The sequence below is a fragment of the Winogradskyella sp. R77965 genome (assembly GCF_044594915.1).
Classification (GTDB): domain Bacteria; phylum Bacteroidota; class Bacteroidia; order Flavobacteriales; family Flavobacteriaceae; genus Winogradskyella.
In genome coordinates this window covers 310,353-334,431 of sequence record NZ_CP138990.1, presented here as the reverse complement: position 1 = coordinate 334,431, position 24,079 = coordinate 310,353, and the positions used below count along the sequence as shown (strand labels likewise).

23 protein-coding genes are annotated in these 24,079 nt (G+C 31.7%); all 23 read left to right on the top strand.

Translation table 11 applies throughout. The features are described from left to right. Nucleotides 1-8 precede the first annotated feature (8 nt). Complete coding sequence (locus SJY34_RS01600) at nucleotides 9-419, top strand: VOC family protein (protein ID WP_400078295.1); 411 nt, start codon at nucleotides 9-11, stop codon at nucleotides 417-419. Then, entirely contained in the window at nucleotides 420-2,702 is a 2,283-nt protein-coding gene (locus tag SJY34_RS01595) for an aminotransferase class III-fold pyridoxal phosphate-dependent enzyme (protein WP_400078293.1), read from the top strand. 68 nt (nucleotides 2,703-2,770) lie between these two features. Then, nucleotides 2,771-3,796: a DUF2971 domain-containing protein gene (locus SJY34_RS01590; protein ID WP_400078292.1), complete on the top strand. Its 1,026-nt coding sequence runs from the start codon at nucleotides 2,771-2,773 to the stop codon at nucleotides 3,794-3,796. Between the two features lie 148 nt (nucleotides 3,797-3,944). After that, on the top strand, nucleotides 3,945-4,904 hold the full coding sequence (locus SJY34_RS01585; protein ID WP_400078290.1) for a putative phage abortive infection protein: 960 nt from the start codon (nucleotides 3,945-3,947) through the stop codon (nucleotides 4,902-4,904). A gap of 228 nt (nucleotides 4,905-5,132) precedes the next feature. Continuing rightward, nucleotides 5,133-6,143: a hypothetical protein gene (locus tag SJY34_RS01580; protein WP_400078288.1), complete on the top strand. Its 1,011-nt coding sequence runs from the start codon at nucleotides 5,133-5,135 to the stop codon at nucleotides 6,141-6,143. Nucleotides 6,144-6,365: 222 nt separating this feature from the next. Beyond that, entirely contained in the window at nucleotides 6,366-6,875 is a 510-nt protein-coding gene (locus tag SJY34_RS01575) for a DUF695 domain-containing protein (RefSeq protein ID WP_400078286.1), read from the top strand. A gap of 11 nt (nucleotides 6,876-6,886) precedes the next feature. Beyond that, nucleotides 6,887-7,144 carry a hypothetical protein gene (locus tag SJY34_RS01570; protein WP_400078284.1) on the top strand — a complete coding sequence of 86 codons (258 nt, stop codon included), beginning with the start codon at nucleotides 6,887-6,889 and terminating at the stop codon, nucleotides 7,142-7,144. Nucleotides 7,145-7,510: 366 nt separating this feature from the next. Further along, a complete protein-coding gene (locus SJY34_RS01565; RefSeq protein ID WP_400078282.1) occupies nucleotides 7,511-7,846 on the top strand; it encodes a helix-turn-helix domain-containing protein in 336 nt (111 codons plus the stop codon). A 2-nt stretch (nucleotides 7,847-7,848) separates the two neighbouring features. Continuing rightward, nucleotides 7,849-10,827 carry an Eco57I restriction-modification methylase domain-containing protein gene (locus tag SJY34_RS01560; RefSeq protein WP_400078280.1) on the top strand — a complete coding sequence of 993 codons (2,979 nt, stop codon included), beginning with the start codon at nucleotides 7,849-7,851 and terminating at the stop codon, nucleotides 10,825-10,827. Further along, complete coding sequence (locus SJY34_RS01555; RefSeq protein ID WP_400078278.1) at nucleotides 10,814-12,424, top strand: Eco57I restriction-modification methylase domain-containing protein; 1,611 nt, start codon at nucleotides 10,814-10,816, stop codon at nucleotides 12,422-12,424. Before SJY34_RS01560 ends, SJY34_RS01555 begins: the two co-directional genes overlap by 14 nt. A gap of 354 nt (nucleotides 12,425-12,778) precedes the next feature. Then, nucleotides 12,779-13,057, top strand: coding sequence for a barstar family protein (locus tag SJY34_RS01550; protein WP_400078276.1), 279 nt, complete (start codon nucleotides 12,779-12,781; stop codon nucleotides 13,055-13,057). Further along, the gene (locus tag SJY34_RS01545; RefSeq protein WP_400078275.1) at nucleotides 13,058-13,429 is read left to right on the top strand and encodes a hypothetical protein; all 372 of its coding nucleotides are present in this window, start codon (nucleotides 13,058-13,060) and stop codon (nucleotides 13,427-13,429) included. Between the two features lie 164 nt (nucleotides 13,430-13,593). Beyond that, the gene (locus SJY34_RS01540) at nucleotides 13,594-14,325 is read left to right on the top strand and encodes a DUF6090 family protein (protein WP_400078273.1); all 732 of its coding nucleotides are present in this window, start codon (nucleotides 13,594-13,596) and stop codon (nucleotides 14,323-14,325) included. Between the two features lie 194 nt (nucleotides 14,326-14,519). Beyond that, nucleotides 14,520-15,233 (top strand): hypothetical protein, encoded by a 714-nt coding sequence (locus SJY34_RS01535; RefSeq protein WP_400078272.1) that lies wholly within the window; start codon nucleotides 14,520-14,522, stop codon nucleotides 15,231-15,233. 201 nt (nucleotides 15,234-15,434) lie between these two features. Next, nucleotides 15,435-15,773, top strand: a complete 339-nt coding sequence (locus SJY34_RS01530) for a hypothetical protein (RefSeq protein ID WP_400078270.1) — start codon at nucleotides 15,435-15,437, stop codon at nucleotides 15,771-15,773. 69 nt (nucleotides 15,774-15,842) lie between these two features. After that, nucleotides 15,843-16,427 (top strand): hypothetical protein, encoded by a 585-nt coding sequence (locus SJY34_RS01525; protein WP_400078269.1) that lies wholly within the window; start codon nucleotides 15,843-15,845, stop codon nucleotides 16,425-16,427. After that, nucleotides 16,396-16,752 (top strand): hypothetical protein, encoded by a 357-nt coding sequence (locus SJY34_RS01520; protein ID WP_400078267.1) that lies wholly within the window; start codon nucleotides 16,396-16,398, stop codon nucleotides 16,750-16,752. Before SJY34_RS01525 ends, SJY34_RS01520 begins: the two co-directional genes overlap by 32 nt. Nucleotides 16,753-16,914: 162 nt before the next feature. Next, nucleotides 16,915-17,808, top strand: a complete 894-nt coding sequence (locus SJY34_RS01515) for a hypothetical protein (RefSeq protein ID WP_400078265.1) — start codon at nucleotides 16,915-16,917, stop codon at nucleotides 17,806-17,808. 207 nt (nucleotides 17,809-18,015) lie between these two features. After that, nucleotides 18,016-19,851 carry a serine hydrolase domain-containing protein gene (locus SJY34_RS01510; RefSeq protein ID WP_400078263.1) on the top strand — a complete coding sequence of 612 codons (1,836 nt, stop codon included), beginning with the start codon at nucleotides 18,016-18,018 and terminating at the stop codon, nucleotides 19,849-19,851. 152 nt (nucleotides 19,852-20,003) lie between these two features. After that, entirely contained in the window at nucleotides 20,004-20,882 is an 879-nt protein-coding gene (locus SJY34_RS01505; RefSeq protein ID WP_400078262.1) for an AraC family transcriptional regulator, read from the top strand. Between the two features lie 97 nt (nucleotides 20,883-20,979). Next, nucleotides 20,980-21,609, top strand: coding sequence for an O-methyltransferase (locus SJY34_RS01500; RefSeq protein WP_400078260.1), 630 nt, complete (start codon nucleotides 20,980-20,982; stop codon nucleotides 21,607-21,609). A gap of 18 nt (nucleotides 21,610-21,627) precedes the next feature. Then, entirely contained in the window at nucleotides 21,628-23,079 is a 1,452-nt protein-coding gene (locus SJY34_RS01495) for a hypothetical protein (RefSeq protein WP_400078258.1), read from the top strand. Between the two features lie 336 nt (nucleotides 23,080-23,415). Beyond that, entirely contained in the window at nucleotides 23,416-23,961 is a 546-nt protein-coding gene (locus tag SJY34_RS01490) for a hypothetical protein (RefSeq protein ID WP_400078256.1), read from the top strand. Nucleotides 23,962-24,079: the final 118 nt, after the last annotated feature.

Below are 24,079 nucleotides of genomic sequence, written 5' to 3'. Positions count from 1 at the left end.
AACACAATATGGCATCATTCCACTATGCATTTAAAGTAAAAGATATAGAATCAACAAGAGAATTCTATGTAGATATTTTGGGCTGTAAAGAAGGAAGGTCTACAGAAACTTGGATTGATTTTGATTTTTTTGAAAATCAGCTTTCAGCTCACATTAGTGACAATTTTCCCGAATTAGATTACTGCGGAAAAGTGGATGGAATTAGCGTTCCAATTCCTCATTTTGGATGTTTATTAGATAAAGATAAATTTGAAAGAATTCAAAAGAATTTAGAATCCGAAAAAATTAACTTTGTCGTTAAACCACAAAAGAGATACGAAGGAAAGGTTGGTGAACAACTGACAATGTTTGTGTTTGATTTTAGTGGTAACCCTTTGGAATTTAAATCATTTTCTAACCCTGACGAGATATTTAAATAAATGAACACATTTTTAGAAAAAGAATTTAGTATCAAAATACTAAATAACAAGATACTTGATGGTTATGATAATAAGAACTATCATATCAGGACAGTAGAAAATGATTATATCTATAAGACTTATGTATATTCAGAATCACTAAAAGATACCGTTGAAGCAGAGAATAATACACTTCTATACTTACAGGAAGAATTTGATTCATATATTCCTAGGCCTGTTCCTTTTAAAAACAATTCCTTTGTAAAAGTAATAGACTCAAGTACTGACAAGGTAATTTCGCGTATGCTTTCTTTTTTAAAAGGAGAGTTTCTTGGTAAAGCAAAACATACACCATCCTTATTTGAATCCTTGGGAACTTTCTTGGCAAAGCTAGATATCAAATTAAAAGGTTTTAAAAACTATACTATTCAAGCCAGAAAATGGGAATGGGATATTCAATACTTTGAATTAAACAAAAAGTACATCAATGATATTCCAAATCCAAAAGATAGAAATATAGTAACCTATTTTTTTAATCAATTCGAAGAGATTGTAAGACCTATTATTCCTGAACTTAGAAAGCAAGTCATTCATAATGATCCTAACGAATGGAACTTACTCGTTAAAAATGATGAAATTTCAGGAATCATAGATTTTGGCGATGTTGCACATACTTTTTTGATTAACGAATTGGCGATTGCTATCACTTACGGTTGCTATGACAAAGAAAATCCACTCGAATGGGCAATAATCCTCGTTAAGTCGTACCATCAAGAGCTTCCTTTAGAAGAGAAAGAGCTCAACATTTTGTATTACCTCATAGCTGCAAGACTGTGCACTAGCGTGTGTAATTCTGCTCACGCACGCAAAACAGACCCAGATAATACCTATGCATCTGTTAGCGAGAAATCCGCTTGGAAAATGCTTTACCGTTGGTTAGCAATAAATCCAATCAAAGCTGAAAATGAATTCAGAGAAGCGGCAGATTTTCCAAAGCTAAAACAGATTGACATTCAAGAAGTCCTAAAAAGAAGACATCAGCACATCAGCCCTATATTGTCATTAAGTTATAAAGACCCAATTCATATGGTTCGTTCAGCGTTTCAATATATGTATGATGCTGATGGAAACACGTTTTTAGACGCTTACAATAACATTCCGCACGTAGGACATTCGCACCCAAAGGTAGTAGAAGCTGGCAAAAAGCAAATGGCTAAATTGAATACCAACACAAGATACCTTTTTGACGAACTAGCCATATATGCTGAAAAACTACTGAGCCATTTCCCCTCTAAGTTGAATAAGGTATTTTTTGTCAACTCTGGAAGTGCAGCCAGTGATTTAGCTATTAGAATGGCGAATAACCATACAGCTTCTAAACATATGATGGTAATGGAGCTTGGTTATCACGGTAATACACAAACATCTATTGATATAAGTGATTATAAATTCAACAACCCTAAAGGTAATGGTCAGAAACAACACATAATAAAAACAACAATACCAGACACTTATAAGGGGAAATATCGAACAGACAATCCTAATGCTGGACAGTTATATGGATTAGATGCTGTAGCACAAATTAAAAAGAGTACTGTGCCAATTTCAGCCTTTATTAGCGAACCTATTGTAGGTTGTGCAGGTCAAGTACCACTACCCAAAGGATATTTAAATGAAGTGTATCCAGCTATAAGGGCACAAGGTGGAATATGTATCAGTGATGAAGTACAAACAGGCTTTGGACGACTCGGAAAACACTTTTGGGGATTTGAAGCTTCTGATGTAATACCCGATATGGTAATACTTGGCAAGCCCATTGCAAATGGACATCCTATGGGAGCTGTGGTTTGTACTGGAGAAATTGCTGCATCTTTTGAAAAGGGTGTAGAATTTTTTAGCTCATTTGGAGGCAATCCTGTTTCTTGTGCTATAGCTACTGCGGTATTGGATGTTATAGAAGAGGAGGAATTACAAAAAAATGCTAAAGTAGTGGGTGAATATTATACTTTGCGTTTAAGAGAATTAATGCATAAATATCCTTGTATTGGAGATGTTAGAGGTAGCGGATTATTTATCGGTTGCGAAATAGTAAAAGATAATTCTAAAGACCCAAATACAGAACTAGCGAGCCATATAAAGAATGAATTACGCAGGAAACATATTTTAATAAGTACAGACGGACCTTTCGACAACATTATTAAAACTAAACCCGCTTTATGTTTTAGTAAAGAAAATGTGGATTTTGTAGTTGAAACAATTGATGAAATATTAAAAACGCATTACAACAGTGTGTATAGTGCATAGCACCCTTCGGGATGCTACGACACCATACACGGAACGTTGTAGGTAATTAAAAAAACGAACTAATTGAGATGACAGTTTACAAATATCGAGGAAGCGATGATAGAAAAATATTTGAACGTGATTTAAACTCAATTGAAAGAAATTATTTTTGGGCATCTGATTTTTCTAATCTAAATGACCCTTGTGAAACTACTATTACTTCTGACCAATTAATTAATCAATCTAAATTTGTACTTCCCTTTTTTGGAAAAAATTCAAAAGAGAAATTTAAGCCAGTTTTGGAAGCAGTTGACACTCTGCTTGCATTTACTCGGAAAATCGGAATTTACTCATTATCAAAGACGTATAACGATGAACTACTTTGGGCTCATTATGCTAACTCTCACAAAGGATTTTGCATTGAGTATGATTTAGATATATTGTTACAAACTTATAAATCAAACAACATTTATCAATTTCCAGTAGTCTATAAGAAAAATCCACCAAGTATTGACTTTCAAGATGTAATAAAAAGTTCTGAATCTGATACTATCGTTCGTAAAATGGCTGGATATAAGTCATTGAGGTGGAAATACGAAGAAGAAATAAGAATCGTTATTGATGATTTCGGAATTCACTCATACGATTATCAAGCTCTTAAATCAATATATTTTGGACTACGAATGCCTGAAAAAGATAAGCTTGAAATTATGAAACGCTTAAGTGGTCGTGGAATAAATTACTTTCAAATCGAGAGAATTCCAGAAACTTATAAATTTAAAAGAGAACCAATTGAAGATAGTTTTTATAAAGAACCAAACTATTTTACTGAAATAATAATTCCTGACTCTAAAGAGAAACCTTGTAAAGTAAAAATTACAGAAAAAAACTATTGGAAATACAAGAAAAAAGCTGATATAAGGATAGAATTAGAAAGACCAATATCTGAATCGGAATTAAGATGGTTAGCGGTTAAAATCAGAGAAGAGATATTTTACCAAGCTGAATTAATTGGAATGTTCTATTATCTAAAAGATGATATTGAAAAAGATTTTGCTTGGGCAACTTCTCATTATCAAAATGAGGAATACAAAATTAACATTATGAATTGGTAGAATAACTACCTACAACACCGTGTATAATTCATTGCTAGTTAGAGCCTACTTACGAAAGTCCTCGCGGACTTTCTATCTGTGATTTATTTGCTAACTTTAATGCTTAAATCACGCAACGAAATCATACACAAAACCGTTGTCATTAATTTTGAAAAAAACACTAACAGAAAAGAACAGTAAGATATTACTATGGATTGGAGTAATTCTTTTCATAGCTGGAATTGCTATTTTCATATTTAAGGAGAGTCTCTTTTTAGAATCCAAGGTAAATGCCGAAAAAGTAGCACAGCTTGGAGATTTCATTGGCGGAGTTGTTGGTTCTCTTTGGTCATTGGCTGGAGTAATACTATTTTATGTTGCGTTAACGGAACAAAGGAAAGATATCGAAATAAATAGAGACGCTTTAAATGCCCAAGTTTCGGCTTTAAACCAACAGATAAAAGAATTTGAACTGCAAAGAACTGAATTGTCTGAAACGAGAAAAGTATTTGAGGAACAAAGCGAGACACTTAAAATCCAAAGATTTGAAAATACCTTTTTTCAACTTTTGAATTTGCATCACGAACTCGTTGATAAATTAAATTTCTCAAAAGTGTCAATGATGATTAATATTTCAATGGAAAAACGAGAGGTTCTATCAAAAGCATTTGAGGATTTGGAGATAAAAATGAAGTATTCAAATAGCTTTAACGTGAAAAGTTCGACAGGAGAATCAACTTATACAGAAGATAAACCTAAAAGCAAAGAGATTGCACTCGCAAGAATGAACAAAGCCTACAAAGAATTTTATTTTGATGATTACAAGCAAATTCTTAGTCATTATTTCAGGAATGTTTACCACATTTTTAAGTTCATATATAAGTCGAAATTAATTGAAAAATCGGAAAAACAATTTTATGCATCTCTTGTTAGAGCACAATTGTCATCAGACGAACTTTATCTAATTCTTTACAACTCATTGCTTGAAGGGTTGGGGTATCCAAATTTTTTATTTTTAATTAAAGAGTTTGAAATAATGCAAAATTTTGACTTCAGAATTATAGAAAAATATGAATATCATAAAGGCATTTATGACGATAAAATAAAGGACGTGAAACCAACATTCTGAAAAAAAACTAATGACAACAACGGCTATAAAACATAGCTAATATAGGCTTTCCGATAGGTTCGTGTATATTTGTGAAGTCGCCAAATTTTTAAATTTGGCTTTTTGAGAGAATAAGATAAAAAGAAAATTTAAAAATTCGGCTTGGGTATAGACCGAAAGTTCCGTGTCTTTTTGCACGCTACGTTTCATAGCCCAACCGTTGCCAGTAATACGAAAAAACCAATCGATATGAATTGTGCTTTATGCCAAGAAAGAGAAGCTAATAAGAAAAATACACATTATTTATCGGATGGTGTAATAAGAAAATGTCTAAATATTGGTGGAACTAATGAAAGAGAACGCGGATATTATTTTGACATATCTAATGGAAATCCTTTTGTTGAGTTCAATTTTCAGAGAATAGACGAAGTAAATTTAGAAAAAGGATTAGGCAGAGCGCCAACAGAGGAGGAACTTGAAAACGCTCGACAAATACCATTTTCCGTTGATTACGTTTTTTGTAGCGTATGTGAAAAATCATTTACGGAATTTGAATCGCAATTTTCTAATGATATTATTCCAAAATTACGGAATGCGGACCTTACTGGAGTCAGTCATTTGACTTTCGAAGAAACCTCATTAATAAGAATGTTTTTCTATATCCAAATTTGGAGAAATTCTATTTGTGAAGAGATATTCAAATTAAGCCCGAAAGTACAAGAAGAACTACGTCTAATAATTTTAAACGGACAAACTGAAAACATTAATCATTTTCCTTTAGCTATTACATTTTTGGAAACATTAGGAGGAGACATAGCTTTTACTGAAAATTATGTTGGTTCGACAAGTGACAGAAATCCAAATATCATTTTTATGAATGATTTTGTAGTTCAATTTTTTGGAAATAGAGATTCTATAAATTATCAAGAATTTTATGGATTAAATGACACAGCCGATTTTGCCCAAAGTGTGAATTTGGAAGAGGAAGCTTTTACAGTAAAAATTCTTTCGAATACCAATAGAAAAGAATTATTAAACAATATAATTACAACAGAAAAAGTAAAACAGTCATTGAGCTTTTTAGAAAAGTCTTTTGACTTAATATGGCAGAGAATGTTTTACGGGTTTCCACCAATCCAAATAAAACGAGAATACATTCAAGGACTTGTTGGGAATGATGATTCGACTGTATTAAAATACTCTCAAAAACAGATTGCGGAATACACCGAAAAGTTCATTTGGGATAGAATTAGAAGATAAAGTACTACTGGCAACAATGTATATAAAACATAGCTATTATAGGCTTTTCGAGAGGCTTGTGTGTATTTGCGAAGACCGCCAAATTTTTGAATTTGGCTTTTAGTAAAATAAAGATATCAAGAAAAATATAAAAATTCGGCTCGTGTATAATCCGAAACGAAAGTGTTTTTTAACACGCTACGTTTCATATACGGAGACGTTGTACGTAATTTGACTAAATCGATGAAAAACATTTTACCATTAATATTAATACTGAATTTCAGTTCTTTATTTTCTCAATCAAAAGAGAATAAATTGGAATTGAATGACACTTGGTTTGGTGGAGAAACGGAGAATAATGGAAAACCAGTAATTATTCGTGGAAGACAACATTTAAAGAATTTTATTGACTCAAAACAATACACCGAACACGTTGAATTCGTTTGGACATTTGAGACGGAAACTGAAAACGGAGTTCCAACACCTGAAGAGAACATCTTTATGCAAAAAGTGGAAGATGCGCTGATTAAAAATTTGGAGTCTGACTTACAATCTGTTTTGACAATTGTTTATACTCACGACGGAATTCGCTCATCGATTTTCTACACTAAATCTGTACCTGAATTCCTAAAACGGATTAATAAAGCTTTATCGGAATTTAAAAAACTGCCGATTGAAATAACAAACGGAAAAGATATTGAGTGGGAATTATATACTGGAATTTTAAAGAGTTATGAACTTGAACCGAAATGAACTAAGGCTGAATGAATCTCGAACAAAAAAACACTGAAAAGCGTAAAAATGCACCTTTGAGTAATTCGGAAGCTTTAAGTTTCTTTTTCATTCCTATTGGTTTTGCTAAAATCAATAAATGGAAAAACACGGATTTTAATGAATCTGAAATAGAAAGATTTAAAAAATTCGGATTTGAACGTAAAATTAAACAAGCATCCGAAATGAGAATATTAGGAATGATATTTTACATTTCGATTGCAATAATATTAGCATATATATTAAAATAAAAAACTACGTACAACAACGTGTATAGTTAATAGCTTGTTATGTGTGCACTCGGAAAATTCTACAGATTTTCCTCTGGCTCGTTTTCTTTTGCTAACTTAGTTCTTGCCAACGCAACTAACCATACACGAACACGTTGTGCATAATGCAAAAATCGTGCTAAAATTCAGCATTTGAACTTAAAACGCCAACGCTCAGTCAAGCACATTTCATTTTTTTCGTGCCTCAAAAAATAAAAAGAGCTTGGCTTTCCCCAACGCCACACCACCGAAATAAATTAATCGAATTTTTTAGATAGAAATACAAAATCTATTGTTAAATTTGGACATTTATTGTCCTGAATATATTTTCAGGAAAAATACTGCGAAATGAATACAAAACAGTCGTTTGGAGAATACTTACGGAAATTAAGGGAAGACCAAAATCTTCCGATACGAAAAGTTGCATCAAAACTAGATATTGACCCATCAACATTGGGAAAAATTGAACGCGGAGAAAGAAGTGCTAATAAAGAAATGCTTCCAATATTAGCGGAATTGTTCGGAATTGAGGAAAAAACTCTTGGACTTATACTTTTTAGCGACAAAGTAGCTTATCAAATTATCGAAGAAGAAAATACCAACGAAATTTTAAAAGTCGCAGAACAAAAAATTAAATATTTAAAAAATAAGAATCTTAAACAAGGTTCATTGGACTTAAAATAAATATGAACATTAAAGACCTTGTTAAAAAATATCATTCGAATAGAGAAGCATATCTAAAAGCGGACTACAACGAAACTCAACTTAGGACTGATTTTCTCGATCCATTATTTGAAATGCTTGGTTGGGATATTAAAAACTCGACTGGAAAAGCGACAAACGAACGTGAAGTTTTAGTAGAAGAAGGACTAAAAGCAGATGCGAGTTCCAACACCAAAAAACCTGATTATACTTTTCGCCTTTTTTCAGAACGAAAATTCTTTTTAGAAGCTAAAAAGCCGAACGTAAAAATTGAAAGCGACAACGAACCTGCAAAGCAAATTCGTAGATACGGCTTTACTGCAAAACTTAAAATTTCAGTTTTATCCAATTTTGAATATTTGGCAATCTATGATTGCTCACGAAAAGTTGAAAAAGATGATTTAGTAACAAAATCTAGAATCAATCTATATCACTATACGGAATACGAATCAGCTTTTGAAGACATTCAAAAACAGTTAGGTAATCAAGCTGTTTATTCTGGAGAATTTGACGAAACTTGGAAAGAAATTGAAGAACAATTAAAACTTTCAAGCGTAGATGACTTATTCCTTTCTCATATTAACGAATGGCGAATCGTTCTAGGAAAAGAAATTTACTCGCATAAGCCTGACCTAAGTATTGAAGAATTAAACGACATCGTTCAATCTTACATCAATAGCATTATATTTTTAAGAGTTTGCGAAGACCGAAATTTAGAAACCTATAAGACACTTTTAAATTTTGCAGAAAATAATGATTTCGCTTCGCTCATCAAAAAATTCAAAGAAGCCGACAAAAAATATAACGCAGGTTTATTTAATCAACCTTTAACGGACAAAGTCATTTCAGACAGTTCATCTGCCTTTTGGGAAATAATCAAAGATTTATATTTCCCAGAAAGCACTTATTCATTTTCAGTTTTTGCATCAGACATTTTAGGAAACATATATGAAATATTTCTTGGAGAACAATTAGCGATAGAAAACGGGCAAATTCTCTTAAAAAAGAAACCTGAAAATATTGATAGAGATATTGTCACAACACCAACTTTTATAATTCAAGATATTCTAAGGCAGACAGTTGTAGAACATTGCAAAAACAAAACTGATGAAGAAATCATAAATTCCTCATTTGCAGACATTGCTTGTGGTTCTGGTGCATTTTTATTGGAAACTTACCAATTATTACAAGATACACTTGTCGATTTCTATTTATCAAACGACAAAACAAAATTAATTCAGACATCAATTACTACTTTTAAACTGCCCTTCAAACTCAAAAAAACACTTTTAGAAAATTGCGTATTTGGTGTTGATAAAGATTACAATGCTGTCCAAGCCTGCAAGTTTGGTTTACTATTGAAACTTCTGGAAAATGAAGATAATGCAACAATAACTAATCCTGCACTACCAAATCTTGACCAAAATATTCAGTTTGGAAATAGTTTAATTGAACAATCAGAAACCAACAAAAAAAATCAAAACGAAATAAATCCTTTTAATTTCGGCAAAACTCGTTTCGATGTAATTGTTGGTAATCCACCATATTTAGCGACAGAGCATATGAAAGAGTTTACGCCTCTTGAACTGCCTATTTACAAATCGAAATTTGAATCATCTTTTAAGCAATTCGATAAGTATTTTCTTTTCATTGAAAGAGGTTTGGAACTTTTGAAAGATGGCGGATATTTTGGCTATATAGTTCCAAGCAAGTTTGCAAAAGTTGGAGCTGGAAAAAAACTGAGAGAATTACTTGTCGATAATAAAGCCATTCAACAAATAATATCCTTTGGTGCAAATCAAGTTTTTCAGAATAAAACTACTTACACTTGCCTTTTAATTCTTAAAAAAGAAAAACTTGAACAAGTCAAGTATCTTGAGGTAAACTCATTAAAAATTTGGAAAACAAGAAATATTGGAAAGGAACATTTTGACAAGTTCAAAATAAATTCTTTAGAAGCAGATGGTTGGGTGCTTTATCCAAGTATCTTAAAACCAATATATACTTCAATTGTTTCACAATCTAAGACATTAGAGGAGCTTATTGGTTCTGATAACATTTACAATGGCATTCAAACAAGTGCCAATAACATTTATATTCATTCGATAGAAAAAGAAGATAAACACTTTCTTTATTTCAAAAAAGATGGTGTTCAATGGAAAGTTGAAAAAACATTAACTAGACCTTATTTCAAGACTTCTAGCGGAGAAGATAATTTATATACTTATCGCCCATTTTCGCCAAACTCATTTGTTATTTATCCTTATTTAAAAACTAAAAAAGGAATTGAATTTGTAGAAATAGCTGACTTAAAAGCTAATTATCCTGAAACGTACAAATTTTTATATCACTACAAGGATAAACTTGATAACGATAAGCGAGACATCAAACCTGAACCTAAAACAAAAAATGAATGGTATAGATATGGTAGACATCAAAGTTTAGACAAATGTGATGTTCCTGCAAAAATCATTGTTGGAGTTTTAGCACAAGGCAATAAATATGCAATTGACTATTTTGGAACTTTAATATCTTCTGGTGGTACAGCAGGTTATTGTATGATTACTCTACCTGATAACTTTCCTTATTCAATCTACTATATTCAAGCTTTATTGAACTCTAAATATTTGGAATGGTTTTCTGCACTAATTGGAGAGGTATTCAGAGGTGGTTATATCGCAAGAGGCACGAAAGTGCTCAAAAAGCTACCAATTAGGCTTATTGATTTTACTGTAAAATCGGAGAAAGATATTCACGATAAAATCTCAAAAATTCAAAAAGAATTAATTGATATTCAAGGAAAAATAGATGATAGCAATGGAAATAAAAGAACATTAATTCCTCTACAACGTCAGTTTAACAGCTTAAAATCTGAACTAGACGACAAACTTAAAACTTTGTTTAACTTGGGAGAATCCGATAGTACTATCCCTTTAATTTCTGAGATTTATGCAACTAATTAAAGAAGCATCAAAAGAAAAATTAAGGGGTGGATTTTATACACCTGAACCAATTGCATCATTTGTTTTAAAATGGGCATTTAACGGTAATAAACAACTCGATATTTTAGAACCAAGTTGTGGAGATGGCGTATTCCTTGAAGAAATACAAAAAGGAAGTTATGAGTATAATTCTGTAACGGCAATAGAATTTGACGAAATTGAAGCTGAAAAGTCTAAAAAAATTGGCTTGGATAAAACCAAAGTTATTAATACCGACTTTCACGATTTCTGTATTAATACCAAACAAAAATTTGATTTGGTAGTTGGAAATCCACCTTACATTCGCTACCAATATTTTGACAGAGAACAACAAGAATTTGCATCAAACATTTTTGACAAAGCAAAACTAAAATATTCTAAATTAACCAATGCTTGGGTTTCATTTGTGGTTGGTTCTTCCTTACTTTTAAAAGAAGAAGGTAAAATTGGATTTGTATTACCAGCAGAAATACTTCAAGTTTCGTATGCTCAACCTTTACGAGAGTTTTTAGCTCATTTCTATAATAAAATAAACATTGTTTCTTTTGAAAAGTTAGTCTTTCCAGATATTCAGCAGGAAGTAGTTTTATTGTTATGCGAGAAAAATAAATCTAAAACACATTTAATAGAACACCTCGAACTAAAAGATGCAGAAGAACTTGCAAAACTAGATGTATCAAAATTAAAAAGTCCGAAAAAGAAAATTGATTTCAAATCAAACAAATGGACTTTTTATTTCCTCGAACAAAACGAAATTGACTTTTTAGAAAAGCTTCAAAACGACAAAATAATTCCAAGACTTAAAGAATACGCAAAAGTAGAAGTCGGAATTACAACAGGTTCAAATCCGTTCTTTACAGTTCCACTATCTATTGTTCAATTTTACAATTTAGAAAAGTATGCAAAACCATTAGTTGGCAGAAGTGTTCAAGTTCCAAGTGCAATTTTTACAGAAAAAGATTGGATTAAAAATAGAAATTCAGAAGCAAGAACTCACTTTTTGTCATTTCCGAAAATGGACGAACTAAATGGCTCAATTGGAGCTAGAGATTATATTGCTTGGGGAGAGCAAAAGAAAATACACAAAGGTTATAAATGTAGCATTCGTGATGAATGGCAAATTGTGCCTTCACAAAGAATATCAGACGCTTTGTTTATTCGCAGAAACAATAAGTATCCAAAGTTAATAATTAATGAAGCAGAAGCTTTTACAACTGATACTATGCACAGAGTAACCGTAAAAGAGGAAACAAATATAAAAGCATTGACAGCTAGTTACTACAATTCTCTATCATTTGCGTTTGCTGAAATTTGCGGGAGAAGTCACGGAGGCGGAGTTTTGGAATTAATGCCGAACGAAGTAGAGAGAATACTTTTACCTTACAATGAAAAAAATGCGGAACTGTTGCTTACTATTGACAAAATGATTCGTGAAAAGAAAGACATTTCGGAATTATTGAAAATCACGAATGAAAAAATATTAAAGGAGAATTACGGCTTAACTAATGAAGAAATTGACTTGGCAGACAGTATATGGAAAAAGCTATCAAACCGAAGATTGAATAGAGGAAAAAAATAGCCAACGCTAAAAGCCATACACATTTGCAATTCGCGCCAGCCAAAGCTACACCAAAAATTGCAAAAGAGTATGTCCTGCCAACGCTCACATTTGAACCAAATAAGAAACATCGGAAAATCAAGCAGAACGTGAAAAGCACTATGCACAACAACGTATATAAAACATAGCTATTATAGGCTTTCCGAGAGGTTTTCGCTTATTTATAAAGTCCGCCGAATTTTTATTTTTGTATATTTAGAAAACAAAAAGATAAACATAAAAAATAAAAATTCGGCTCGTGTATAATCCGAAACGAAAGCGTTTACTTACACGCTACGTTTCATATACGGAGACGTTGTGCTTAATTTACCAAAAATGCGAATAATCGAGATAAACGGAAATAAATTTTCAAATATGAAAGGGTTTTATCGAGAAATAGAATCAAAAATGACTTTCGGACTGAACTGGAAAATCGGACGAAATCTGAACGCATTTAATGACGTTTTATATGGAGGATTTGGAGTTCACGATGTTGACGAAAAGTATATCTTAAAATGGCATCGTAGTGAAAAAAGTAAATCGGAAATAAAATATTATGACCGAATAATTGAAATTATAGAAGAACACGAAAATATTGAATTACAGCTGACTTAAATGCTATTCTGGAAAACTGAAAATAAGATTGAACCTAGAAAAGACTTTTACTCGAAAATTAAGGAGTATTACGTTGAACTATCTGACAATCAAATACCGATTGAATTACTCAACGAAATAATTTCAAAAGTAACAGACGAAATTTACAGCGATTATAAACGGTTTTGGAAAAAGTATCCAAAATCAAGAAAAAGATATTCGACTTTAAAAATGGATGATATTGAGCATCCTTCTGTTTATTTTATTATTACTGATTTTATGAATAAAAAAGAAATTTCAAAATCAAGAGAATACTCAAAGGTTCTGTTTAAAATGAATGATGAAGAATTTGACAAGCATTTAGATTATAAAGATTGGTACGACACGAAATAAAAAACTAAGCACAACAATGTGTATAATTCATTGCTAGTTAAAGCCTACTTACGAAAGTCCTCGCGGACTTTCTATCTGTGATTTATTTGCTAAATTTAGTGCTTAAACACGCAACGAAATCATACACTAGACCGTTGTGCTTCATTATAACCAACCATTAACCAATGATAAAATTCTTTAGAAAAATTAGACAAAAACTGCTTTCCGAGGGAAAAACAGAAAAGTATTTTAAATATGCAATCGGAGAAATAATCTTGGTGGTAATTGGAATTTTAATTGCCTTGTCAATTAATAATTGGAATCAGAATATAACCTTCAAAAATGAATTAAATCAAATTATAAAGGACATTCAAAATGACCTTAATCAAGATATTCTTATTCTAGACGAGGAAATCCAAAACTCTGAACGGTTTATTAATAACGTTGACAATTTGCTTGATAACGCGAACAAAATGCCTATTGACTCTTTATTGAGTAATTTGTCCAAAGTTCATTCCGTATCATTTTTTGTTCCAGTAAATTTTGGATATAACAAATTGAATAGGCACCCAAGAACTGAATTGTTGCCTGACAGTTTAACCATTAATCTGACCACTTACTATATAACATTTTCAAAAGAATCAAGTAATATCAATTATCAAGGACTTTCATTGTACAGTTTAAATTTGTTTCGCAACTACCTTGTTAAAAATGGATTTCCATTAGAATTCAGAAAATTAGAAAGACCTGAAGAGCTATCGAATTTAAGACTTATAGTCAACGACATAGAGTTTATAGGGATTTTAAGAAACACTAAACATAATAAGTCTGTTGAACTTTCTACTCTCATTGAAGCTCGAAAACAAGTTGAAAATAATCTTTTAATAATAAATAATTACCTTTTAAGTATTAATTGATTTTGGAAATTGAATACACTAAAAAAATAGGAACAATAAATAACGAAAGCACAACAACGTGTATAGCTCATTGCGGCTGAATTCCTAATCGGAATTCATTGCAATTTGCTATCTTTCGGTTACAGCGGAAAATCATAGCTGATTTCCCGCAACGAGCCATACACAAAACCGTTACCATTAATTTAAAGCAACCTATGAAATTGGGAATAATATTTGGAATTATAATCGGACTTATCGGATTTGGACTCTTTGCCAAAACGAAAAAAAACAATACTCAACCCAAAGCAAGTAAAGTGTCTGCGAAAGAATTTGTTGCTGAACTTGAGAAACTAGGTTATTATAAATATGCTGACAAGAAAAATATTGATAGCCTAAAAAATGACCTAATTGAAAACTATGACCCAACAAATGAATTAGTTACTATTTGGGATGATGACACAGGCGTTCCTTTAGATTATAGATACTATTGGTGTGATGGGGAAACTGTTTACGAACAAGGTGGATTTACTGAAATGCTGGAACAAGTTATACCGACTTTTGACAAAATTGGATTAATAATAAAAGTAACCAACCACTTTGAGGAATGGGATGATAAAAATAAATGGTTGAATCACAGAATTACTATAAACGGAACAGAATATGTGATTTTTAAAAACTTTAAGGAAACTGGCTGGGGAGAAGCGGTTATGCGATTTGCAGAAATAATTAATACAGAAGCTAAAAAGCAATCTATTGACGAAAAAATATTTCTAGCTTCAGGCGGAAATGATGGACGCTTGGTTTTCTTAACTGATGAATTATACAACTATATTTATGGTGTATATAATAATGACGAATGGAAACCATTAGAAGTTTCTGAATGGACTAAAGCAATGGGAATTAAACCAATGAAACTGAATAAAAACTAATGGTAACAATGTGTATAATTCATTGCTAGTTAGAGCCTACTTACGAAAGTCCTCGCGGACTTTCTATCTGTGATTTATTTGCTAACTTTAATCCTTAAACACGCAACGAAATCATACACTAGACCGTTGTGTGTAATTTGAGCAATGAGACAAACAATAACCAAATCTGATAAAAATTTAAAAATCCTAAACAAACTAATTATGAACGGATTTTATACTGGTTATATCGGACCCGAAAAGTTTGAATTAATGCCAAAGCGATTTCCGAACAATCACAGGTTAATCGGAATTATAAATGAAAATGGAAATTATGACTTGAAATTTGATTTTAAGTCGCCAATGAATATTGCTGGAAAAATATTAATCGGACTTGGAGTTCTGACCATAATAGTTTCTCTGATTAGAGGAAATTGGATTTTGCCAATTGCGTTGACTATTTTCGGACTGATATTCCTTGCGGATTTTAAACTAAAAGAGAAAAAAGAAATAAACCGTTTGACTGACAAAATATTGGAATTTCATAAAACGGAATATGACTGAATTAAAAAAACTACACACAACAACGGCTATAGTTCATTACGGCGGAATTTCCTATCGGAAATTCCCTGTGTGTTTGCTATCTTTGGTTTACGCCGGAATAGTTCTGCCGAACCATTCCGCAACGAAACCATAGCCAAGACCGTTGTAGCCAATTTAACCCAAATGCAGAAAACAGAAGAGTTTATTGAAAATAGAATTAAATGGAGAGCTTCAAAACACGATTTGCCGAATAAAAATGTTCATTTATTTGAGAATTTAACAGCTGATAAAAAGGCGGAATATTTGACTCATTTCAATGAGAATGATTGTGGGAAAATAATTTTACTATTTACCGATTCAAAAAAGTACTGGACAGCAATTGGAACAAAAAAAATCATTGGTTTTGACGGAACTAATTATAACTCTGTCGAATTGAATTCTATAAAAGATGTTGATTCTAAAAATCGGAAAGAATATTTTGAGAAAGCAGAAGCAGGAGAAACAAAACTCAAGAAAATTAAAAAACGGAATGAACGTGAATTATTGGTTACTGAATTCAATGGAAATGAAACTATTTTTATTACAAAAAAGGGAAGTGATTTATTTTCACTTTGGAATATAATGTTAATGATTACACAACTGAATGAAAAAATTCCGACTGACATTAATAACTGAAAATCAAAAATCTCTTGAAAAAGGAAAAAAGTTTGCGGAATTGATTCGTGAAACTTTGAATTGTAAAAGTGGATATGAAATTTCAAAATATAAAAAATTTGAAAACTCATATCGAATTGATTTTATTGGACAAATAACAAGTGGAAAAAGCACTGTTGAGGAATCAATAGAATTGACTGACCGAATTTGCTCACCTTGGACTGCGACTTATGAGCGAACCGAAAATAATGTGGAATTGATGTTTAATAAATCGGACATTGCTAACTTTCGGAGAACTGAATTTAATGTGCTAAAATGGGCGGAATTTGGAATTGAAAATAAATAAAAACTGGCTACAACATTGGCTATAAGTAATTGCTTGTTCTAGCCTACTTCTGAAAATCCTCGCGGATTTTCAGCCTGGTGTATACTTGCAAAATTAAGTGCTAAACCACGCAACTACTCATAGCCGAGACCGTTGCCCACAATTGAAAAACCAAGTTACTGAATGAAAAGAATAATTCTCATTTTGATATTAATTTCAACCGTTTCTTGTCAAAAGAAAAACGAATGTAATTACATTGAAAATTATTACCAAAAAGTATATTTAGCAGAGGAAGCATATTACAAAGAAGATTATCAAAAAGTCTTTGAACAAATGTCTGAAGCTGAAAAAAGCTGTGAAGTTCTAAATCAAAGAGGAATATACGAAATGCTTAAATATGCGGAATCTTCAGCTCGCATTGGGAAAAAGGACAAAGCTCTTCAACTAATAAGACAACTATTATTAAATGGCTATGAAATAGACCAATTGGCGAATAACGAAGCATTTCAAAATTTAGTGGGTTTAAAAGAATGGAGTCAATTAGAGAAAGACTATCAAAGTTTGCATAATGAATATTTAAACTCTATAGATTTAGAATTAAGAGAAAAGATTGCAGAAATGAAAAGAATTGACCAGATGTTTAGGCAAAGAGGCGAATATGACCAGCAAAAGTCCGACAGTATAGATGCAATAAATGAACCTGAACTTAAAAGGATAATTGAAAAATACGGTTATCCTGATGAGAGAATTATTGGTGGATTTAAAATTGACAACCAACCTGTTGACCCTGGAATTTTATTATTTCACTTTGACGATTACGGATATTGGACTAAAAAACTGGAAGAACTGATAGAAAAAGGAGAAGCACCACCACAAAGTTTAGGGAATTTTGTAGATAGTTATCAAAGGAGAGTTCCAGAGCAAAAAAAATATATTTATGGAATTTATGACAATGTTGGAGAAGAAAGTATAAAAGAATATGAAAAACTGGACGAAAGGCGTGTATCTATTGGATTAGCACCGATGCAACTGAAAAGGAGCATCGACAGTCTAAAAAGAATATATTATGGATATTAAAAATAACTGGCTACAACAATGGCTATAAGTAATTGCTCGTTCTCGCCTACTTCTGAAAATCCTCGCGGATTTTCAGTTTGTTGTGTACTTGCTAAGTTAATTGCTAACTCACGCAACTACTCATAGCCGAGACCGTTGTGTGCAAGCAAACGAAAATCTACCGTAACAATTTGTCATTCTAATCGTCTAGAAAATAAACAATAGAAGATGAATAATAAATTAATCCAAATTATCCTTTTTACATTATTCATAAGTTTTACGAATATCTGTCACAGCCAAATACGAACAGCAACTCTTATAAAGATTTTAGAAGATTATATTGAAGAAAAAAATATTCCGGGAATATCTATAAGTATTGTAAAGTCAGATTCTATTATTTTTGTTGGAGGAATAGGTTACGCAAATATCGAGAAAAAAGAGAAAGTTACTAAAGAGCATTTGTTTCGTCAAGGCTCTATTTCTAAATCTTTCACAGCTTTAGGTCTTTATAAATTACTACAAGAATCACCATATTCGCTTAATAGTCCACTTAAAAAGATTGACAAAAACCTCGCCTTTATTAACAAATGGCAAGCGACATACCCTGTTAGAATATCACATCTATTGGAGCATACTTCTGGTTTTGAAGATTTTCATGCTCACGCGGTGTATAACAATAAAGATAGTTTAATGCCATCAATGTTAAATATGGTAAACGACCATAGTAAATCATTATACTCAAGATGGCAACCTGGTACAAAAAAAGCATATTCCAACCCAAACTATATAATTGCTGGACATTTAATTGAAGTACTATCTGGTTCTTCATTCGATGAGTACATAAAAGAAAACATCTTGAATGACATTGGAATGAAGTCGTCTGGTTACTATTTCAAAAAACCAGAGGATAAATTGCTCGCTCAAGGTTATCAAAGAACAGGAAGTGTACTTAACCCTATTTCATTTGCCACTATAAATGGAAGTCCAGCAGGAGATTTTTGTGCTAATGCAAAAGATATGGCTAACTACCTTCAATTTATTTTAGAAAGAAATACTACGTTATTTTTAAAAGAAGGATTTGATAGAATTGAATATCCACAGACGAATATTGCTGCGAAAATGGGATTAAAATTTGGGTACGGATTAGGAAACTATACAATATGGAAAAACGGATATTTATTTCATGGACATGGAGGAGAAATAGATGGATTTGCTGCAAGATACGTCTACTCAAGAGAAGCTGATTTAGGAATTGCAATAGCAATCAATCGAAATGGAGATGCTAATGCCATAGTTGACGAGATATTAGATTATCTTTTAGGCATTCAAAAACTAGCACCAGAAGGAAGAGAAATATTTCCTATTCCAGAATCTATAAAAAACCAATCTTCTGGGTTTTATGAATTCAAAAGCTCGAAAAGCGAATTGTTATCTTTTTCAGATAGAATGTTTGGAGGTTTTATTTTAGATTTCCAAAAGGAGATGTTAGTACGAAAAAGAATTTTAGGTAGACCCAAGGACACGTTATATTATGCAGGAAACAATCAATTTTATTTTGAAAATGAAGGTGTGCCTTCAGCTATGCTCATAGAGTCAGAAAAACCTGCATTTTGGATTAATGATAATTATACCGAAAAGGAATCAAGAACAAAAAGAATTATGATATTTTTCGGATTACTAATTTCATTTTTATTAGTTAGTATATACTTTATATCAAGTCTTATTTGGCTCATAAGAAATTTTGTTAAAAAGAAGAAAAAGAATCCAATTAATCATTTGGTTCTATTCGGTGTTGGATTGAGTATGATTCTCATGTTTGTTGGTTTTGGATTTACTATGAGTGATGTTAAATCTGCAATGAATGTTAGTTTTTCTTCTCTTCTACTCTACCTTAGTTCTTACGTCTTAGTACTATTAACAATAATTTCAATTTATAGGTGGACTAAATTACCAAGCCATAAAGGTGTAAAAATATTTTACATCTTAACTTCCATAGGAGCCATTTCTATATCTATATACTTATGGAATATAGGATTTATTGGATTGAAATTATGGAATTACTAATATGCCAGCACACAACAACGTATATAAAAAATAGCAGTTAAGTGTTAAACTAAAAGTTTTGTGCATTTCTGCTATCTTTGTTTTAAACTGAAAAATGGCGTATATAAATCTGCTACTTTTCATACACAAAACCGTTGTGTGCAATTTCAGAAATGAAAAAGGAAAATCCAAAACATATAAAATTTCAAAATCAGCAAAATTTAAAATCTCAATTTGACATTGTTAAATTAGAGGAATTATATCAACGTACTGGCTTAGACCATTCTATTGCGAATCATCATAAAGTTGAATTTTACATTCTCTTATTTATAGAAAAAGGACAAGGCTACCACACCATCGACTTTACAGACTACACATGTAAAAAAGGAACATTACTAACCATAAGAAAAGATCAAATTCATAAGTTTTTTAAAAGCAAAACTTTAAAGGGTTATCTTCTCATTTTCACTAACGAATTTTTGGTGAGTTTCCTTGAAAAAATGGAAGCACAAAAAACAATGCTTTTATTTAATGAACTTTTAAGTGTGCCAAAACTACAGTTAGATAACACAAACTTTGGTACTGTTAATCAACTTATTAAACGCATAGAAAACGAATACTTCTCTGTAAATGACGACCACTCATTAAGTGTTATAAGAAATGAATTGCACATATTAACTACACATCTACTTAGACTAAAAGAAAAAGACGAGAAACTTAATATTGAAAAGAAGTACTTAAAAGAGTTTGTTGAGTTGCAGAACTTAGTAGAAAAAGGTGTGAATAAAACTACAAAAGTTAAGGATTATGCAGATCAAATGGGTATTAGCACAAAAACCTTAAACACAGTAACAAAAAGTATTGTCCATAAATCTGCCAAAGCATTTATTGATGAAATATGTACTAAACAGATTAAACGCTTATTACTCAATACCAAATTATCCATTAAAGAAATTGCTTATAAGTCGGGTTTTGAAGAGACGACTAACTTCTACAAATATTTTAAGCGACAGACTCAAACCACACCAGAGCAATTTCGATTAGAAAAATAAAACTTTCCCATTTTTACAGTCATTACCCTTTTTATTATAGTCAAATAGTTTATTTACGTCTATACATTTGTGCCATTATTAAATTAAAAATACTGACATGAATATATACGAAATCAATACTGTTGAGAAGACATTAGATGTACTGTATAATGACGCAAAAAAAGACTTTATTCGTATAGGTAGAGGATTGATAAAATCTGCTTTCAGACCTATGCAACCAATCGACTTTAAGCATGCTTACCTACCTATTTCTAAAGAACAAGGAGAGACAATACGCCAATTAATCTTAGACAATAATTGCAAAACTATAGTAGAATTTGGTACGTCCTTTGGAATTTCTACCATATATCTAGCAGATGCAGCTCGTAAAAATGATGGAAATGTAGTTACAACAGAATTGTTAGAAAATAAAGCAAAGCAAGCCTCGCAAAATATTGAAGATGCTGGACTAACCGATTATGTAGATTTAAGAATTGGAGATGCTATGGAAACACTAAAAGACTATGATAAGCCTATAGATTTCTTATTTCTTGATGGTTGGAAAGACTTGTACTTACCACTTTTTAGATTATTAGAATCTTGTTTTCATAAGAATACATTAATCTATGCTGACAATATGGACATGACTGGCACACAAGACTATGCCAATTATATACTTAAGAAAAAAGACAAATATGTAACACAAGATATCCATAACGGAAAAGCATATATAAGTAAATTTTTATAACCATTTAAACTATATAACATGAAAATCAAAAACGTAATGGGAATACTCGCTATTGTAATTAGCGCGACAAGCTGTTCCAAAGAGCAAACAGTTTTAGAAGTCACAACTTTTAGAACAAAATCTACAGTTAACAATTCAGTTTTTAACAAATTAGATGCTGAAGTTGAAGAAAACTTCACAGCCAATCAACCAGGTTTTATTAAACGACAAAGCGCAGTTGACGATAAAGGCAACTATGTCGTCATAGTCTATTGGGACACTCACGAAAATGCAGAAGCATCAATGAACAAATTTATGAGAGACAAATCAGTTGCAGACTATGCATCAATGATTGATGGCTCAACGATGAATATGTCTCGCTATTCTATAAATGACAGCTTTAATGCTAACAGTAGCGAATTTATTGAAGTCATGTCTTTCGACACAAAATCAGGAACCGACTTAGACACATTCAATAAAACCAATAAAAAGGTCGAAACTGAATTTACAGGCAAACAAAAGGGCTTTAAACAGCGTCTAACTGGTGTTAATGAAAAAGAAAGACAAGTTGCTGTCATATACTGGGATACTAAAAGCAATTCGGATGTTGCACTACAACCTTTTATGGAAGCACCTATCTCTAAAGAATTCATGAAAATGATGAACCAATCCTCGGTAAGTATGGGACGTTACCAAACACTTAAATCACTAAAAAACAATAGAATGGAATTATCAAACAAAGACAAAGTAGTCGCATTATTGAACAGTTTTGATACAGGCGACCAAACACCAATTTCTTTCATTAATCCAAATAAATACATTCAGCATAATTTAGGAGTTGCTGATGGCTTAGCTGGTTTTGGAGAAGTAATGCATCATGCACCAGAAGGTGGTTTTAAAGCAAACGTTATTAGAGCATTTGAAGATGGCGATTATGTCTTTACACATACTGAATATGATTTCTTTGGTCCAAAAGCAGGTTTTGATGTATTTAGATTTGAAGATGGACTTATCGTAGAGCATTGGGATAACTTATTGGAAGTTCAAAAACCAAATCCAAGTGGAAGAACACAATTTGACGGAGCAACAACTATATCCGATTTAGATAAAACTGAGGCAAATAAAAATACCGTAAAAGACTTTATCGAAAAGGTATTATTAGGCCATGAAATGGATAAATTAACAACATATATTAATCCAACAAATTACATACAACATAATCCTGCTGTGGCTGATGGTTTAGATGGTTTTGGAGCCGCAATGAAGTACTTTGCTGAAAATGGATTGGTAATGGAATACACAAAACTTCACAAAGTACTAGGACAAGGCAACTTTGTTTTATCAATGAGTGAAGGCAAATTTGGTAAAGGTGAGCATACTGCATTTTATGATTTATTCAGGTTAGAAAATGGACAAATCGTTGAGCATTGGGATGTTATTTCACCTATTCCTGCAAAAGAAAATTGGAAGAATACCAATGGTAAATTTTGATTAAATTGATTATAGTATTTTAATTACATTAAACAGACTGCTTAATATTAGGCAGTCTGTTTTTATTTAAAAAAAACTGCACACAACAACGTGTATAATTAATTGCTCGTTCTGTGTGTACTCGGAAAATCCTACGGATTTTCCTCTGGTTCGTTTTAGTTTAGTAACTTAGTGCTAGCCAACGTAACTGAACCATACACGAACACGTTGTAAGCAATTTGAGCAAACTCTCGAATTGAAAGGTCATTCACTCATTCATAAGGTATGTTTACTAAATCATAGTTTTTCAAAAGAACTGAAAAAATTACTTTCGATTGAATTAAATCGAACTGAATTATGAATAACTACTTAAAACCAATTTTAATAATTTCTCTACTTCTTTTTCTCTCTTCGTGTGCGTTAAAAAAACCGACTTATCGAGCAAGTTCTAAAAGAATTATAATTGTTGAAAATGATTCTATTTTAAGACATACTGAATTAATTGGTTGTTTCGGAAACTCAAACACTCTGAATTATAAAAATAAGAATGGAATTATAAAAATATCTGGAATTGCGAACACAAAACAGGAAGGATTATTTAGTCTGGCAACAGACTTGTATGGTTCAGAATTGAAAATAGAAAGGGATAGTTTGATAATCATAAAAACGGGAGAAGTTTTTTACGAAGACAAATATTTAAAATCTAAAACGGAAAACTCATTTGAACAGTTTTATATAGTTTTGGATGGAAAAAAGAAAAAAATTAGAAAATCGAATATTGAAAGGATTTTAACCAATCCGTATTTAAAAGATTATGAAGTTATAGAAATGAACAGAGATGATGCAAAAAAAGAGTACGGAATTAATACAAAATATAAAACGCTGAAATTAGTTCGGAAATAAAAACTGCTTACAACACCGTGTATAATTCATTACTAGTTATAGCCTATTTACGAAAGTCCTCTCGGACTTTCTATCTGTGATTTATTTGCTAATTTTAGTGCTTAAACACGCAACTAAA